This window comes from Pontimicrobium sp. MEBiC06410 (assembly GCF_053601615.1).
In genome coordinates this window covers 530,722-547,997 of record NZ_JBSHNT010000164.1, presented here as the reverse complement: position 1 = coordinate 547,997, position 17,276 = coordinate 530,722, and the positions used below count along the sequence as shown (strand labels likewise).

The 17,276-nt window shown below is 30.3% G+C and carries 16 protein-coding genes; 5 read left to right on the top strand and 11 right to left on the bottom strand.

Annotation, left to right across the window (positions count from 1 at the left end; genetic code table 11):
* Positions 1 to 42: 42 nt before the first annotated feature.
* From ACVC08_RS20195 to ACVC08_RS20180, 4 genes are all read right to left on the bottom strand, one after another.
* Positions 43 to 534, bottom strand: a complete 492-nt coding sequence (locus tag ACVC08_RS20195) for a hypothetical protein (protein WP_452598188.1) — start codon at positions 532 to 534, stop codon at positions 43 to 45.
* Positions 535 to 558: 24 nt separating this feature from the next.
* Positions 559 to 1,041, bottom strand: coding sequence for a hypothetical protein (locus tag ACVC08_RS20190; RefSeq protein ID WP_452603419.1), 483 nt, complete (start codon positions 1,039 to 1,041; stop codon positions 559 to 561).
* 133 nt (positions 1,042 to 1,174) lie between these two features.
* Positions 1,175 to 3,586, bottom strand: coding sequence for an endonuclease (locus ACVC08_RS20185; protein WP_452603418.1), 2,412 nt, complete (start codon positions 3,584 to 3,586; stop codon positions 1,175 to 1,177).
* A 173-nt stretch (positions 3,587 to 3,759) separates the two neighbouring features.
* Positions 3,760 to 4,974, bottom strand: coding sequence for an RsmB/NOP family class I SAM-dependent RNA methyltransferase (locus ACVC08_RS20180; RefSeq protein WP_452603417.1), 1,215 nt, complete (start codon positions 4,972 to 4,974; stop codon positions 3,760 to 3,762).
* 393 nt (positions 4,975 to 5,367) lie between these two features.
* Between ACVC08_RS20180 and ACVC08_RS20175 the strand changes: the two genes are divergently transcribed.
* Both ACVC08_RS20175 and ACVC08_RS20170 read left to right on the top strand, forming a co-directional pair.
* A complete protein-coding gene (locus tag ACVC08_RS20175) occupies positions 5,368 to 6,375 on the top strand; it encodes a hypothetical protein (protein ID WP_452603416.1) in 1,008 nt (335 codons plus the stop codon).
* A 50-nt stretch (positions 6,376 to 6,425) separates the two neighbouring features.
* On the top strand, positions 6,426 to 7,523 hold the full coding sequence (locus tag ACVC08_RS20170) for an oxidoreductase (protein ID WP_452603415.1): 1,098 nt from the start codon (positions 6,426 to 6,428) through the stop codon (positions 7,521 to 7,523).
* 55 nt (positions 7,524 to 7,578) lie between these two features.
* On the opposite strand, the gene ACVC08_RS20165 is transcribed toward ACVC08_RS20170, so the two are convergent.
* From ACVC08_RS20165 to ACVC08_RS20135, 7 genes are all read right to left on the bottom strand, one after another.
* A complete protein-coding gene (locus ACVC08_RS20165) occupies positions 7,579 to 8,046 on the bottom strand; it encodes a sensor of ECF-type sigma factor (protein WP_452603414.1) in 468 nt (155 codons plus the stop codon).
* 1 nt (position 8,047) lies between these two features.
* Positions 8,048 to 8,626 (bottom strand): hypothetical protein, encoded by a 579-nt coding sequence (locus ACVC08_RS20160; RefSeq protein WP_452603413.1) that lies wholly within the window; start codon positions 8,624 to 8,626, stop codon positions 8,048 to 8,050.
* Between the two features lie 55 nt (positions 8,627 to 8,681).
* A complete protein-coding gene (locus ACVC08_RS20155) occupies positions 8,682 to 9,224 on the bottom strand; it encodes an RNA polymerase sigma factor (protein WP_452596466.1) in 543 nt (180 codons plus the stop codon).
* A 243-nt stretch (positions 9,225 to 9,467) separates the two neighbouring features.
* Complete coding sequence (locus tag ACVC08_RS20150; RefSeq protein ID WP_452603412.1) at positions 9,468 to 11,297, bottom strand: ABC transporter ATP-binding protein; 1,830 nt, start codon at positions 11,295 to 11,297, stop codon at positions 9,468 to 9,470.
* Positions 11,298 to 13,028 (bottom strand): phospho-sugar mutase, encoded by a 1,731-nt coding sequence (locus ACVC08_RS20145; protein WP_452603411.1) that lies wholly within the window; start codon positions 13,026 to 13,028, stop codon positions 11,298 to 11,300.
* Between the two features lie 79 nt (positions 13,029 to 13,107).
* Positions 13,108 to 14,055 carry a glycosyltransferase family 2 protein gene (locus ACVC08_RS20140; RefSeq protein WP_452596555.1) on the bottom strand — a complete coding sequence of 316 codons (948 nt, stop codon included), beginning with the start codon at positions 14,053 to 14,055 and terminating at the stop codon, positions 13,108 to 13,110.
* 39 nt (positions 14,056 to 14,094) lie between these two features.
* Positions 14,095 to 14,625 (bottom strand): DUF4199 domain-containing protein, encoded by a 531-nt coding sequence (locus ACVC08_RS20135; RefSeq protein WP_452603410.1) that lies wholly within the window; start codon positions 14,623 to 14,625, stop codon positions 14,095 to 14,097.
* A 158-nt stretch (positions 14,626 to 14,783) separates the two neighbouring features.
* Between ACVC08_RS20135 and ACVC08_RS20130 the strand changes: the two genes are divergently transcribed.
* The 3 genes from ACVC08_RS20130 to ACVC08_RS20120 all read left to right on the top strand — a co-directional run bounded on the left by ACVC08_RS20130 (position 14,784) and on the right by ACVC08_RS20120 (position 17,276).
* Positions 14,784 to 15,035: a type B 50S ribosomal protein L31 gene (locus tag ACVC08_RS20130; protein WP_452596557.1), complete on the top strand. Its 252-nt coding sequence runs from the start codon at positions 14,784 to 14,786 to the stop codon at positions 15,033 to 15,035.
* Positions 15,036 to 15,179: 144 nt separating this feature from the next.
* The gene (locus ACVC08_RS20125) at positions 15,180 to 16,355 is read left to right on the top strand and encodes a GlmU family protein (RefSeq protein ID WP_452603409.1); all 1,176 of its coding nucleotides are present in this window, start codon (positions 15,180 to 15,182) and stop codon (positions 16,353 to 16,355) included.
* 309 nt (positions 16,356 to 16,664) lie between these two features.
* Positions 16,665 to 17,276 carry a lysoplasmalogenase family protein gene (locus ACVC08_RS20120; protein ID WP_452603408.1) on the top strand — a complete coding sequence of 204 codons (612 nt, stop codon included), beginning with the start codon at positions 16,665 to 16,667 and terminating at the stop codon, positions 17,274 to 17,276.

The following is a 17,276-nucleotide window of genomic DNA, read 5'->3' as shown; positions in this document are numbered from 1 at the left end:
CATAATTTGTGTATTTATTAATTTCTAGTACTCCTAAATTTGTTATTCTATATTTAATCGAGATTTAATTCTAGCTATAATGCTTTTATCTGTGTCGGCATGTATATCTCTTAGTAAGTAATTATAGTGATCGGGGTGCATTTTGTCTGCAAATTCAGTAATTCCTAAATTGAATAGGGCTTGTCCAAATCTTTGATCGTAGTTTTTTATTAAATATTGAGATATGAGTTCTATGATTTCTTTATGTTCTTGTTTTAATGTTGCATTTAACCATTCTTTTTGAAACTCATTTGCTTTAATTTGATATTTTAAATACTCAGAAAAATTAACTAATTTATGTCTTAAATGGCCATAATCGTCAGATTCGTTTTCTAAATCATATTGTAATCGATTACCATTTTCATAGACTTGAATTTCTCTTAAAGGTAGCCCTCTTTTACTGGTCTCGTAATAGCAGGTGTAATCTCCCCAAGAGCTACATTCTCCTTCTCTTAGATTTTTTCGTTGTCTTTTAAAATATTTGTGTCTATCCATGTTTAGGATTAAGTACGATGTTATTTAATTTAGCAATCTAAAGCTTTTCGCGATTTTCTGCCCTTCTCCTAAATCATTACTGTAGCAATATATTGTTGCTTCGTAAGCTATACCAAGTTTTTTGTTAAGTGCAGCTATTACAAAAACTGGATTGCGCTCGCCATCATAAACTTCATAAGCTATGGCGTAATATGCATTTGGTATGTGCGGTACTTTTCCGCCTAAAGCTGCATCTTCTAAACCTAAAGATTTTGCTGTACTTACAGCTCCGCGTTTTTGCGATGCTATAAAGCTAGCTGGTTGTTCTTCTATTTTAAATACCTCTATGTCTACTGCATAATTATTGTTTTCGTATCCTAAAACTGTCTCAGCTTCTGTTTCATACTGTTTTAGTTTTTCGGTAGTAGTAAAAGCTATTTTATATTTATCAGATTTTACTTCGTGTTGTGCATTCATAGTAGAACACATAACAATCATTACTATTAGGGTTGATAAAATTGATTTCATTTTATATTAGTATAGGGTTGTTTAAAATATATTTAAAGATACTTAATTCTTTTGTCTTTAAAAGCGTAATAAAATTTGAGAATAAAAAAACGACTAGTGTTAGTCGTTTTTTTATATAATAGTAGAACTATATTTAGTTTGCTCCTTCTGGTAATTGTTGTGTAAAGATATAAGTTGCAACTGGTGGGCCTCCAAACACAGAGTTTGATGGATTGTTAAAAATATTGTTTCTTATATGTAAAACATCACTTGTAGCGCCAGAGTATACTGTATTACCATCTAAATTTATATCTGTAGCATTATACCCAGCAGAAAGGTAAGTTGCTACTGGAGGGCCTCCAAATACAGAATTATTAGGGTCGTTAAATACTTGGCTTCTAATAGAAGGTACATCTGATTGTCCTCCTAAGTAATTAAGCTTTCCATCTTGGTTAGCATCTCCTGCCCACATTGCAGCAATACCTGTTGGCATTATATATGTTGTTTGAGCATCGGTACCAAAAGTAATAGGGGTAGCACTATCTGTAAAGTCTACTGTAGTAGCTATTGTAGATAACGTTATTGTATTACTAGACATTATGCCTAAGTGATTGCGGTGTTTTATTGCTATAAAATAATTATCTGGCATAGCTGTAAAACTTAAACTAGATGTGCCATCTACATCTACAATGTCACCATCTCTTTGTAATAGAGCAGATTGACTTTCTATTATCGAAGTATTATCTGCGGAGTCTCTTAATTGTACTAAAACCCAATCCACAATGGCATCACTACCTACAGTGTTAAAAACTGTAGCATTACATGTTGTTGCATCGTAAGGGCTTGTTGTTGGGATTAAATTATTTACTCTTAAATCATCTCGCATCCAATCTTCTTCTCCTGATACAAAACTTCTATTTATGGCAGCTCCTTGTAAATAAACTTTTGCTGCTAATTGTAAATCTGTAGATGGAGCAGAGTAGCAGGTCCATGATAAATCGTCTATTCTAACTCTATTAGAAGTAGATTGATTATCTAAAACAACAATAACATTACCTTCTATATTAATATTAGAAACCGTTGTTGTTGTAGGTGTTGTATTATCTCCACTGTAAGGTATACTACCTACAGATACGCCGTTTACTAATAAGTCAAATGTGCCAGAGGAACCTCCAAACGTTAATTGAGTTGTTACTGTTAACTCACCAATTCCACCTCCAATGGTAGGAGAGGTTAAATTACCATTTCTAACAGTAATTGCTTCTCCATTAATAGTTTGGTCTGTTCTTGCATCTGTAGCATTCCAGATAAGTCCATTATCTCCAGTCCAAATTCTAGTGGTATAGGATGTAGGAATACCGCCAGATGAAGGAATATTTTGGAAACTTTCGTTTGCACATTCACTACCACTTCCTGAGCCCATTAATGTAGTTTCATTCGCAGTTGTACTTTGTGCAGACATATTATTTGCAGCATCTGTGGCTAATACGGTAAATGCATACATTGTTTCTGGTGATAACCCTGTTACAGTATAAGTTGTTGCCGCCGAGTTAGTAGAAACATAAAATGAACCGCCTATGTATATATCATAATTTGTTACAGCAGTATTATCTGTAGAGGCTGTCCATGATAAATCTACAGTTGTTGCTGTAGGGTTAGAGGCTGTTAAGTTTGTTGGTGTTGTTGGTGCTTGCGTGTCTGCAGTACCACCTCCCCATATAGTATTTACCCATGTTGGATTATCTATAAATGGGTTTCGGTTATTTTGTCTGGCAAAAATAGCGTTATTTCTATCTATTTCTCTTTGAGATACAGGGTCTTGTGCATGCCATTGTAATAAAATACTTAAAAATGTATCTGTATATACTTGCTGACTTGATTTTATAATCATATCATAATTTGCTGAATATGTAGGGATATCATCTTCATAACGCGTTGCAAAATAAAAATGCATTCTTGCGATGTCTCCTTTAAATTCATCTATAGGCTCAAATACAGTATTGGTATATCCTGCCGAGTATCCAGAATTTAAGTTGTTACCTCTTCTAGAGCCATTTGTGTATGTTGCATTTGGTGTTTGTACTACACCGAATGGAAAACTACCACGTTGGTTATTTACATATTTGTCTGATGGGACTACAAAGTGCGCATCTGAACGTTCTGGAGTAGATTGACTAAAAAAAGACTGTGGTATAATATGTTCTCTATTAAAGTATTGCCCTTCGGAAGTACCACCAGAGCCAGGATCTCTATCTGTATCATGATCATATTCTTTAACATCTGTACCACTAGGGTTTTCTGTATACATATCTAATACAGTACCGTTATTCTCGTAGTAATTATCTACATCCGATGTTTTGTACGTTTCATATAAGCCACTATAACCAGGATCTGTAGATTGATATTCTGGAGATAAACCATCATTGTTATTGTCAATAATGTCTTTAAGTTGTGTTTTTAAAGTATACCCTGTTCCAGTTGCGGAATTATAATATCCAGAAGGAGCTTGAGCAAAAGTTGTTAAGCATACAATTAATAGGGTAATTGTTAAGTAAACTTGTTTCATTTAATTTAAATTATAGGTGGTAATTCTTTTTTGCACTTTACACTTATGTAATTTAAGAATTTATATTTATTGTTTTATTAATTTTGAAACTTAATTTTAAACACTGTATGGTTGAGGTATAGTGTTTTAGCTATTGTTTAAAGGTTTATTTACGTATAATATTATATGTGTAATTAGCCTTTTCTTTCTAATAAAGCCATGTAAAAGCCATCGAAACCAGATTCGTGAGCTAGTATTTTTTTATCCTTAATAAACGTAAAATCTTGTCCAGTTTCGCTGGTTAAGAATGTTTTTACTTGGTCTTGGTTTTCTGAAGGTAAAATAGAGCATGTTGCATAAACTAACTTTCCTCCTGGTTTAACCATTTTAGAGTAGCTGTTTAAAATATCGGCTTGTGTACTTTTAATTTTATCTATAAATTCTGGTTGTAATTTCCACTTAGCGTCTGGGTTTCTTTTTATAACTCCTAAACCAGAACATGGTGCATCTATTAATACACGATCTGCTTTGTCGTGTAATTTTTTAATAGGTTTAGTAGAGTCAATTACACGCATTTCAATATTATGTGCTCCAGCACGTTTAGCTCTACGTTTTAATTCTTTTAATTTATTATCATAGATGTCCATTGCAATAACTTGCCCTTTGTTTTCCATTAAAGCTGCAATGTGTAATGTTTTACCCCCAGCTCCGGCACATGTATCTACAACTCTCATTCCTGGCTTTACATCTAAGAATTTAGCAACTAATTGAGAGGATGCATCTTGAACTTCAAAATATCCTTTTTTAAACGCATCGCTAGTAAATACGTTTTTACGCTCTGTTAATTTTAAAGCATCTGGATAGCCTTTAATACTTTCGGTTTCTATATCTAAATCAAATAGTTCTGATTGCAGTTTGTCTTTTGTTATTTTAAGTGTATTCGTTCTTAAAATAACATCAGCTTGTACGTTTAAGGCAACTGCTTCTTTATTCCATACAGTTTCCCCTAGTTCCTTAACAACAAGTTCATCCATCCAATCTGTAAAGGATTCTTTTACTTTTCTAATTTTAGAAAGCTCATCAAAACGCCCTTTAATTTTACGTATTGGAGTCCCTTTAAAGTATTTCCAATCTGGTAATTTTATACCTTTTAAAGTAGCCCAAACTGCAAATAATCTCCAAATATCGTCTCTTGAAAATGGTTCTTTTACATTTGCAATTTCGCTATATAAACGTTTCCAACGTACAATATCGTAAGTTGTTTCTGCTACAAAACCTCTATCTCTGCTACCCCAGCGCTTATCGCGTTTTAAAAGTTGTTGTACTACTTTGTCTGCATACATGCCTTCGTTAAAGATTAGTAATAAACCATCAACAGTAGCAAAACATAAATTTCTGTGTAATCTCATTTCTTTATCCTCTATAATCTTCCTTTATTCTGGCATATTGCAGGTAAAGGCGATTGGTGTTTAATTAAACGAATTAAAATCAAAGAATTATCGTTTTTAATTCGGGCTTGCAAAGGTACGATTTTAGAAGCAATTAAAATTATTTACAATAGGTAATTAAACGTTTAAGGTTTATTGAAGTCTAATTAATTGAGTTTTATATGGTAAAGTTGATAACTAGTCCTGTCAACTTTATATTTAATTAATAACAACTCTAATAAAGGGAGAGTTGATTGTTTTTTGATTAATTAATTTTAAAAAAGCTTCAGTGTGGTTACTGAAGCTTTTTTTTGAATTCTCTTTTTTACGTTAAAGTGGCATAATTATATTATTTTTCAGTTTTAATTTTTGTTTATGGGTAATTTTAAAGTAGATATCTTAAATACTGGCTTAATTGTAGTTGCATTTATTTTGGCCTATTTTTTACCATTTGAACTTTTTTTATTTTCTTATGCCGTTCTAGGGCCATTGCATTACTTTACAGAGATTAACTGGATTAAGGATAAAAACTATTTTATAGATAATAAACTTTGGATTTATATTATCTGCGCCTTTTGTTTTATTATAACTTTGCCCACATTAATAAAGCTGCCGTTTTTTGAGAGTATTGGTAATAACACGCTAGTACAAAGTATACGATACATTATTTTAAAGTACGATACTGCACTGTTTTTTCTGGCAATAGTTATTGCTTTCGCCTTGTTGAACTTTAAAGATAGAAAGAAGCAATACGGAGTCGTTATCTTGGGTTTAATTGTTGCTTATTTATTGCGCAATGTAGAAGCATCTATTATTTTATTTAGCGTTTTTTTACCAACTATAATTCATGTATACCTTTTTACATTGTTATTTATGTGGTATGGCAATTTAAAAACCAAAGCTCGTGTAGGTTATTTTAATGTTATTTTATTACTGCTTGTTCCTGTTATTATTGCTATTATTAATATTGATGGTAAATCGTATCATTTTTCTGATAGTGTTAAGCAAATATTTACAGAGAACAATTTCCATATTATTAATGTGCATATCTATAAATTACTTGGTTTAAGTGATGGGACAAAGTTCTTTTTTTATGAGAGTATAGACCTAAAAGTGCAAATGTTTATTGCTTTTGCCTATACTTATCATTATTTAAACTGGTTTTCTAAAACAACTGTTATTGGTTGGCATAAACGTTTAAATAAAAAAAAGACAATTGTTATAATGGTGTTATGGATCGCTTCTGTAGCATTGTATTTTTATAGTTATAAAGTTGGTTTAATTATGTTGTTGTTTTTAAGTATGATTCATGTTTTTATGGAGTTTCCTTTAAATATTATATCTATAAAAACGATTGGCAAATCGTTCTATAAAAAGAGATAATCTGTAAAACAAATGCATTATATTTATTGGCAGAATTAAAATTGTTATAAATGAATAGAATTAATATTGTTTTACTGTTAGTATTACTGGTTATGTCATGCGGTAATAAGCGTTTAATGAAAGAGGCTAGGCCTAGTATAAAAACAATTAGCGCTGTAGATATTGATGTGCTTATTGAAGATTCTACATTAAACGTAAGGGCTCTTGAAGTAATTAAAAAGAAAGATGGTTTTGCTTTTTTAACTTCTAAAGGGCAATTTGGAACTTTTGTTATGCCCGATGTTACAATAAATATTAAAAAAGACTACATTAAAAACTTTCCTATTCAATTAAAGCACGATTCTATTTTGCCTAATTTTAGGGCTTTGGCTGTAAACAAAAAAACTGCTTATGGTATTAGTATTGGTAACCCTACTTTAGTGTATAGTCTAGATGTTGATAAAGAAAAAATAAAGCTAGTTTATACAGAAGTAAATGAGAAAGCATTTTATGATTCTATGGAGTTTTGGAATGAGGAGGAAGGTATTGCTATTGGAGACCCTACAGAAGATTGTATGAGTATTATAGTTACAAGAGATGGTGGTAATTCATGGTCTAAGTTATCTTGCGATGTATTACCAAAAGCTAAGGATGGAGAGGCTGCTTTTGCAGCTAGTGATACTAATATTGCTATAGTAGGTGATAAAACATGGGTTGCTACTGGTGGTAAAACCAGTAGAATTTTATATTCACCAGATAAAGGACATACTTGGCAGGTTTTTGAAACACCTATAATACAAGGTATAGAAACAACAGGAATGTATTCTGTAGATTTTTATGATGAATTGAATGGTTATGCTATTGGTGGTGATTATACAAAACCAGAGGCGAATGCAGCTAACAAAATAAAGACTAAAGACGGTGGAAAAACATGGGAGTTGGTTGCACAAAACCAAAACCCAGGGTATAGAAGTTGTGTTAAATATGTACCTAATAGTGGCGGAAAGGCTTTAGTTGCTATTGGTTATAAAGGGATAGATTATTCTAACGATAGCGGAAACACTTGGAAACATTTAAGTGATGATGGGTATTATACTATTAGGTTTTTAAATGACAGTATCGCTTTTGCAGCTGGAAATAAAAAAATCTCTAAATTAACGTTTAAATAAGAAGATTACCTTATGCTATAGAGATATTAAAAAAAAACAGCCAATTGGCTGTTTTTTAATGTCTTGATTTTCTTATTTCTCCTTTTTTACCTCTATGTCGTTCTTTAAACTCTCTAATCATTTTTTGTCTAAAAGATCTATCGGCCTGCATAAGTTTCATTATTTTTTTAGCAGAAAGTACCTCTTGAAGTTTTTTGTAATAACTTTTTTGTAGCTTAATACGTTCTTCTTCAATTTTAATAATATTATCCAAAAGCATTTTAGCTTCTGCTTCTGTTAAATCTTCAGGGTTTTTACCTTTTAATTTATGTTTTAAATCGCTCTTTTCTCTAATTTTATGTCTTGCTTCTTCATTTGCATTGTATATAGGCCAAAAGTCTTGAGCTTCTTTTGTGGTTAAGTCTAGTTTTTCGGTAATATGTGCTATTTTTAAAGCTTTTAATTTATCCTTACTTATGCGCTGGGCGTGCATATTAACTGTAAGGAGTAGTAATAGTATTGAGAGTATTTTTGTTGTATTCATTTTATTGCAATATTAATTCATTTTCATCTAAGTCTTCTAAATAGGTATCTAGTGCATCGTCACTTAAATTGTAATTTATAAAACTAGTTTCGTCTAATTCTGTTTCTGTAAATAGAATGGCTAGGTCTGTGGCCTGTGTTTCATCTAATACATATTTATCTATTAATTCTGTATCTATATCGGAGATAGAAAGTGCTTCTGTATTCTTCTCATTAGAGAAAATAGGTAAGCTAAAAAATAAAAGTATAACTGCTGCTATACTGGAGATATATAGAAAAGTCTTTTTATTAAATAATGGTATTATTTTTTGGTTTTGTTTTATCTCTACTTTATTAATAATAGTATCTTCTATGGTATCAAAATAATCTTCTGGTGTTTTAAAACCAGTAGTATTAACTTTTTCGCTAAGTTTAGCTTTACTTAAAATTATATCTTCTAAACCATCAAAATAATGATCTGGGACCTCTATATTTTCACTGAGTTGTACTTCATTTAAAATAGAATCTTCTAAACACTCAAAATAATGATCGGGTGTTTTAAATCCAGAGTCTTTAATGTTATGTAAGTTGTTTTTTTTCATTTAATTTTTTACAAAATAATCTTGTAATTGTAAGACTGTTAATGTATTAAATAGTTTAATGTGCTGTTAAGTATTTTTCTATTTTTTTTATAGCTATGTGGTACGATGCTTTTAAAGCTCCTTCACTTGTTTCTAGTATACTAGCCATATCTTTATATTTTATGTCTTGAAAATACTTCATATTAAAAACTAGCTGTTGTTTATCTGGTAATGTTGCAATGGCTTTTTGTAATTTTAATTGAATTTCATCTCCTTCAAAATAAACATCAGCTTGCAAGTTATTTATAGCTAAATGCTGTACTTCCTCACTTGTTATCTGCAATCGTTTAGCATTTTTATTTACTAATGTAATAGATTCGTTAGTTGCAATACGATATAGCCAAGAATATAGTTTACTATCTCCCTTAAAATTATCAATGTTTTTATAGACCTTTATAAAAGTGTTTTGTAGTACATCGTCTGCATCATCATGAGACTTTACTATATTTCTTATATGCCAATATAAACGTTCCTTGTAAAGGCTTATAAGCGTTCTAAATGCTTGGTCTTTACTAGTTTTTGTTTGTAGTTGTTTTACGAGTTCTTTGTCTTTAGTCACAAAAATTAATTTCTTATTAGACTACAATCGTTTATAATGGTTTAATTTTAAAATAACACTTTTTTAAACGTAAAGTTTGAATTCGATTAAGTGTTGCTATTTATCGATTAAAAACACTTTTTTTTGTTTTCTTATTTTTTTTAAATTACTTTTGAGGAACAAACATACTTATGTTGTTAGTCGTCCCCAAATCTAACAATGAACAAAAAAGGATAAACATTATGTTTATCCTTTTTGTATTTATTATTCGAAGCTTTGCATATCTACTAGTTTTTTATAAACTCCATTTTTAGCAATGAGTTCATTATGCTTGCCTTGTTCGCATATTTCTCCTTTTTGCATAACTATAATTTCGTCTGCATTTTGAATGGTAGATAATCTATGAGCAATAACTATAGATGTTCTATTCTTCATCATATTTTCTAAAGCTATTTGTACGGCCCGTTCGCTTTCTGTATCTAAAGCAGATGTGGCTTCATCTAAAATCATTATTGGCGGATTTTTAAGTACTGCTCTTGCAATGCTTAAGCGTTGTTTTTGTCCGCCAGAAAAATTGTTACCAGCGTCACCAACATTAGTTTCGATACCTTGTGGTAAATCTTTTACAAACTCCCATGCATTTGCTATTTTTAACGCTTTTATAATATCTTCTTGTTTTGCATTTTCTTTTCCAATTAAAAGATTGTTTTTAATAGAGTCATTAAATAGAATAGAGTCTTGTGTTACTAAGCCAATTAAACTTCGTAAAGATTTTTTTGTAATATCTTTTATGTTAGTATTGTCAATACTTATGCTTCCTTCGTTAACATCGTAAAACCTTGTTAGTAAATTTGCGATAGTACTTTTTCCAGATCCAGACTGCCCAACTAAAGCTATTGTTTTTCCTTTAGGTATATTTATTGAGAATTTTTTTAATATAGGATCATTATCATATTTAAAGGTGATGTTATTAATAGATATATTTTTATTAAAGGTGTTTAAGTCTTGTGCATCTGGTAAATCGGGCATTTCGTTATTGTGATGCAGAATTTCGAAAACACGATCTGCAGCAGCCATACCATTTTTTACACGGTATGAAGCTTTACTTATAGCTTTTGCAGGCGTTAAAATACCGTAAGCTAATAACATGAATCCTATAAAGGTTGTCCCTTCTATAGCTTTATCTATTAGTACTAATTTACCTCCATACCATAATAATACTGCTATAGTGATGATTCCTAATATCTCACTAACTGGGCCTGCTAGATTATTTTTAAGTCCTATACTGTTTGATAGTTTTAAAAGCTTACTAGCCGAATTTCTAAAATTAACTCTAAAAATGTGTTCTGCATTGTAGCTTTTAACAATTTTTAGTCCGGTTAACGATTCTTCAATTATAGAAATTAATTTTCCAGATTCTTGCTGTGCTGTTAGGGATTCGCTTTTAAGTTTTTTTCCAATTAGAGAAATTATAAATCCAGCAGTAGGAATAAAAACTAGAACAAAAAGGGATAGTTTCCAATTTATATAAAACATTGTTCCTAAAGCAAAAATAATATTTAATGGTTCTCTAACAATTAACTCTAAAACTATAAATAAAGAATTTTGCATTTCTACAATATCTCCTAAAATTCTTGACATTACGTCTCCTTTTTGTTTTTTAGAATGGAAACTTATAGGTAGATTAATGATGTTATCGTACAAATCATTTCGTAAATCTGTTAAAACCCCATTTTTTAGGTACATAACATGCTGGCTGGCTAGATAACCAAATAAATTTTTTAGAGCAAAAGTGAAGATTACTATAGAAATTACTATAATTAAGGCCATTTGAGCGTTATTGTCATCTAAATAACCACTAATTTTATAGTTAAGTAAATCGTTACCATAATCTTTTAAATCCCCAATTCCATTCCAAACAGGTTCTTTTGTTACTCTATTTGTTTTATCGAATAAAACATTTAGCATTGGTATTAATGCTACAAAAGAAAGTGTAGTGAATAAGGCATTAAGAATGTTAAAAATAACATTTAAAACAACATGTTTTTTATAACTCTTTATAAAGGGTAATAATTGATTTAATATTTTTTTCATTTAGTTTAGCTGCATATCTTTTAAAATAGCATCAATATTAGTTTCCAATTGTTGTTCCGTTACTTTAAATGCTGACATATTGTCTAGCGGTGAATTTACGCTAATGTAGAACTTAATTTTTGGTTCTGTTCCACTAGGGCGTAGTGCAATTTTACTTCCGTCTTCTGTATAGTATATTAATACGTTAGATTTAGGAATATCGATTGTTGAAACTTCTCCTGTACTTGTGTTTTTAGAAGTTGATAATTGATAATCTTCAATTAAAGTAACTTTAGAGTCATTAACATATTGTAAAGGGTTTTCGCGAGCATCAATCATCATTTGTTTGATTTCTTGTGCGCCTTCAATGCCTTTTTTTGTTATTGAAATTAAACGCTCTTTATAAAGCCCGTGTGTAACATATAGTTGTATTAACTCTTTATAAAACGAACTTCCTTTTGCTTTTGCTTGCGCTGCAATTTCGCAAGCTAAAAGGGCAGAGGTAATGGCATCTTTATCTCTTACAAAATCACCAACCATAAACCCAAAACTTTCTTCACCTCCACCAATAAAATCTAATTCGGGGAAGTCATTAATCATTTTTGCAATCCATTTAAAACCAGTTAGCCCTATTTTGCACTCTACATTATAGGCGTTAGTTAAAACAGACATCATTGGTGTAGATACAATTGTACTTCCTACAAATTCTTTGCCTTTTATTTTATTACTCGCTTTCCATTGCTCTAGAAGAAAGTGAGTCATCATAATCATGGTTTGGTTACCATTAAGTAAAACTAACTCGTTGTCTAAATTTCTAACTGCTATACCAACACGATCACTATCTGGGTCTGTACCTATTACTATATCGCCATCTACTTTATTTGCCAAATCTAAAGCCATTTTTAAAGCTTCGGGTTCTTCAGGATTAGGAGATTTTACAGTTGGAAAGTCGCCATTTGGTACTTTTTGTTCTTCAACGATATGTACATTGGTGTATCCTGCGCGTTTAAATGTTTCAGGAATGGTCATTATAGAAGTACCGTGTAAAGACGTGAATACTACATTTAAGTCTTCTTTTGCTTTTTGAGGTGTATTAAAACTTCCATTTTTAACTGAAGCGTTAATGAAAATATCGTCTACTGTTTTACCTATGTATTCAATTAAGTTATTATTAGCTTCAAATTTAATTTCAGAGTAATCTAATGTATTAATTATTTCTATAATTTCGGCATCTTGTGGTGGTACTAATTGTCCGCCATCTTGCCAATATACTTTATAGCCATTATATTCTGGTGGATTGTGAGATGCTGTTAAAACAATACCACAATGACAGTTTAAATGTTTTAACGCAAATGATAACTCTGGAGTAGGGCGTAAGTCTTCAAATAAAAAAACTTTAATATTATTAGCCGAAAAAACATCGGCAACGACTTTTGCTAAGGTTTTACTATTGTGTCTACAATCGAAAGCAATAGCTACTTTTAAGTCTTGGTTAGGGAATACCTTATGCATGTAATTGCTTATGCCTTGTGTATTTTTCCCTAGTGTATATTTGTTAATTCTGTTTGTGCCAATACCCATAACACCTCGCATACCGCCAGTACCAAACTCTAAATCTTTATAGAAACTTTCTTTTAGTTCTGTTGGGTTAGTAGCAATTAAATGTTTTATATGGTCTTGAGTGGCTGTATCAAAAACTGGAGTTATCCAGGTATTAACTCTGTTTAATAATTCGGGTTCTATGTGTATCATAGTTTATTGTTATAGACTGCAAAAATAATCAATTATGAAAATGTTAAAACCTAAGACGGTGTTAATTTGAGTGTTTTAATTAGAAATTTAATTCATTTCCAATTAAATAGCGTTTTTTGTCCCGTTTTGTGCTTAAAATAATTTCTCCTAAAAAGCCAGCCACAAAAAATTGTGTACCAATTATCATGGTTACTAAGGCTATGTAAAACTGTGGTCGTTCTGTTATTAAACGTCCTGTTTTATTTAGGTATAATTTATCTATTCCTAAATAGGCAGAAAATAAAATACCTATTAAAAACATAATAACACCTAGGGCACCAAACAAATGCATTGGACGCCTCCCAAAACGAGAAATAAACCAAATGGTAATTAAATCTAAAAAACCGTTTATAAAACGATCCATACCAAATTTGGTTTCGCCATATTTTCGGGCTTGATGTTGTACTACTTTTTCTCCAATGCTAGTAAATCCAGCATTTTTAGCTAATACAGGTATGTAACGATGCATTTCGCCATTAACATCTATATTTTTTACAACGTTTAAATTATAGGCTTTTAAACCACAATTAAAATCGTTTAATGTAACACCAGATGTTTTTCTAGCTGCCCAGTTGAATAATTTAGAAGGTAAGTTTTTAGTTAATTTATTATCAAATCTCTTTTTTTTCCATCCAGAAACTAAATCGAACTTTTCCTTTACAATCATGTTGTATAGCTCAGGGATTTCGTCTGGATTATCCTGTAAATCGGCATCCATGGTAATAACAACATCTCCTTTAGCTTTTATAAAACCAGCATGTAATGCTTGAGATTTACCAAAATTTTTAAGGAAACGAATGCCTTTTACATTATTATCCTTTTGAGAAAGATTCGTGATAGTCTCCCATGAACCATCTGTAGAACCGTCATCTATAAAAATGATTTCATAAGAAAAATGATTGGATTGCATAACTTTTGCAATCCAATCATATAATTCTGTTAGTGATTCTTGTTCGTTAAGTAGTGGTATGACTACTGATATGTTCATAAAATGTATTTGAAATTATATGTTTCAAATATATGAATATTATGCGTTTTGACGAGGTCTTTTAATAATTAACGCTATAATAAGTCCTATTATCGCTTGAATAATTAAAAAGATTGCAGTAGATTGTAATTGAGGTCCAATTGCAAATTGATTTTTTTGCGCTTCCATTTGTTCTAAACTCTTTGCTATAGCTTCTTCAGGAGCTCCAAAGTTTCTCATGATTTCTATAGATGATTCTATTGTTTTCTCTTTTAAAGTTATAGCTGCTTCAGGATCTATAAAATTAAATATGATTATGCCAACAGTCATACTTATAATAAGACCTACAGCTACAGTTATAAAATAAGAACTGAAGGCATCTTTGAATTCAATAAATCCTTCTTGTATTTTTTTAGATTTGTATCCAGACATAATTCCAAATACAATTATTACAATAAATAACAATACTCCTAACCACCATTTGGTTAGTAATCCTAAATTTACTGCATAGCCTAAAATAGTAACAGCAGAAAGAGTTCCTCCTAAATATAAGCCATAATTTAATGCTGATGATTTAATTGAATTTTCCATATTTTTGTAGTTTAATAGTTAATTATCTAGGTTAGTATTCAAATATAGCGAAACGTTACAAAAATAAGTTTAAAATTATTCTTATAAATTTGTTGTTAGTTAATAAAAAAGAATTAAATTTGCACCTCGAAAATAGAATAGAATTAAAGCATTTAGCGATGAAAAAAGGTATACATCCAGAAAATTATAGATTAGTAGCATTTAAAGATATGTCGAATGAAGATGTATTTATAACTAAATCTACTGCTAATACAAACGAAACTATAGAGTTTGAAGGAACTGAATATCCATTAATTAAAATGGAAATTTCAAGAACATCTCACCCGTTTTATACTGGTAAATCTAAATTAATTGATACGGCAGGACGTATTGATAAATTCAAAAACAAATACGCTAAATTCAAAAAATAATTTAAGCGAAACTATATATAAAGCCTTTCAAATTATTGAAAGGCTTTTTTTGTTATACACAATTAAGCTATTTTTGAAAAGACAAACAAGTATTTTAAATTAGGATGAAATTCCTAGTTTTAATATCTAACTTTTATGCATATAATGAACTATATTCTTTTTGATGGCCCATCACGTAATCAACTATTACCTTTTACATATACACGACCAGTAGCAGATATTAGAGTTGGAATATTAACTATTAGAGAAAAATGGGAACATTACCTTGAAGCAACAACAACTACCATAACAGAGGAGTATTTATCTGATAAATACCCAATGGTAGAACTGGAAACAAACATAATGATTAATGCATCGTATTGTCCAAATCCAGAATTGGTTGCTTTAATAAATGATTTAAAAGAAAATCAAGCTATTTTTAAAGGAGAAGATGTTATCGCATTTTTTACTTTAGAATCTCAAGAAGATATAGATTTAAATGCATTTGAGGCTATAGAGTTTAATGAAGATATATTACAAATAGAACACACTTGGGATATTTTTTCTAAAAATGCAGAGGCTATTGCTCAAGACTTTACTTTACTAACAAAAGGACGTCAATCTCAACCCATACCTAGTTCTAATAATATTATTGCTGCAGAAAATATATTTATTGAAGAAGGTGCCACATTAGAATTTACGACACTAAATGCAAGTTCTGGACCTATATATATAGGGAAAGATTCTGAAATAATGGAAGGTACTGTAGTACGAGGACCTTTAGCATTATGTAATAATGCAGTGTTAAAACTGGCAACAAAAATTTATGGAGCCACTACAGTAGGGCCATATAGTAAAGTTGGAGGGGAGGTTAATAATTCGGTTCTATTTGGATATTCTAATAAGGGGCATGATGGCTTTTTAGGGAATTCTGTATTAGGAGAATGGTGTAACTTGGGTGCAGATACTAATAATTCTAATTTAAAGAATAACTATGCAGAAGTAAGGCTTTGGGATTACGATACAGAAAGTTTTGCAAGAACAGGATTGCAATTTTGTGGGTTAATGATGGGTGACCATAGTAAATGTGGTATTAATACTATGTTTAACACAGGAACAGTAATTGGAGTAAATGCTAACATTTTTGGTAGTGGTTTTCCACGTAATTTTGTGCCTAGTTATAGTTGGGGAGGAAGTTCGGGATTTACAACATATAATACTAAAAAAGCTTTTGAAGTAGCAAAAGTTGTAATGTCTAGACGAAATCTAGAATTTACCGAACAAGATGAAAAAATATTATTAACTATTTTTGAAGACACTAAAAAATACAGAAGAGAATAATTTAGTGTCTACTAGTAAGTATTAAGGGGTATATTAGTCTACATAATTAATGAAAACAGCTCTGTAATTTTTCTAATAAGTATAGTACCCTATTATATAATGGCTATAGATACCGCCTATTTGTTTTGTTATTGATTTATAGTCGTTTGTCTATAAAACTGAATATAGAATCAATATGTAATAAAAAAAATATATATTGCTTAAGTATTCCCCTACAGTCTACTTATGAGCGTGCTATTTAAAAATTTTTGGTGTTTTTCTGTATTATACATAGTTCTATTAATAATAGACAGTTATATAAAAGTTAATATGGAAGCTTTTCCTTATCGTTATATAACTAAAACACTGCTTATTTTTTCTTTGATAGTCTTTTTTATAGTTAATGAAAAAAAAGAAAAATTAACCAAAGTATCTATTGTAATATTAGCATTATTAAGTTTTACAATTGGAGATGTTTTTCTAATAAATTCAGAATCGAGTGTAATGTTTGTTATAGGGTCTGTATTTTTTGCATTAGGTAAAATTTTGTATGCCATTAGGTTCTCTAATAAAGAAGACTTTAATATTTTAAAATTAATACCATTTCTGTTGTTTTGTTTTGTGTATATGTGTAGCCTAATGATGCTAGTATATAATAACCTAGGAGACTATTTTATATTTTTACTCATGTACTTATTTATAGTCATGATTTTAGCCCAATTTGCTTATTTAAGAAAAAATGAAGTTAATAAAACAAGCTATTGGTTAGTATTAGTAGGTGTTATTCTCTCCATGTTTTCTGATAGTTTAACCATACTTAAACAATTTTATGATAATAGCATAGCCTATAACCATATTACAATTATGCTGTTTTATGGTATGTCTCAGTATTTTATTGTTCTTGGAATTGTTAAAGAAAGGAAGAAGTTAAATACAGTCTAG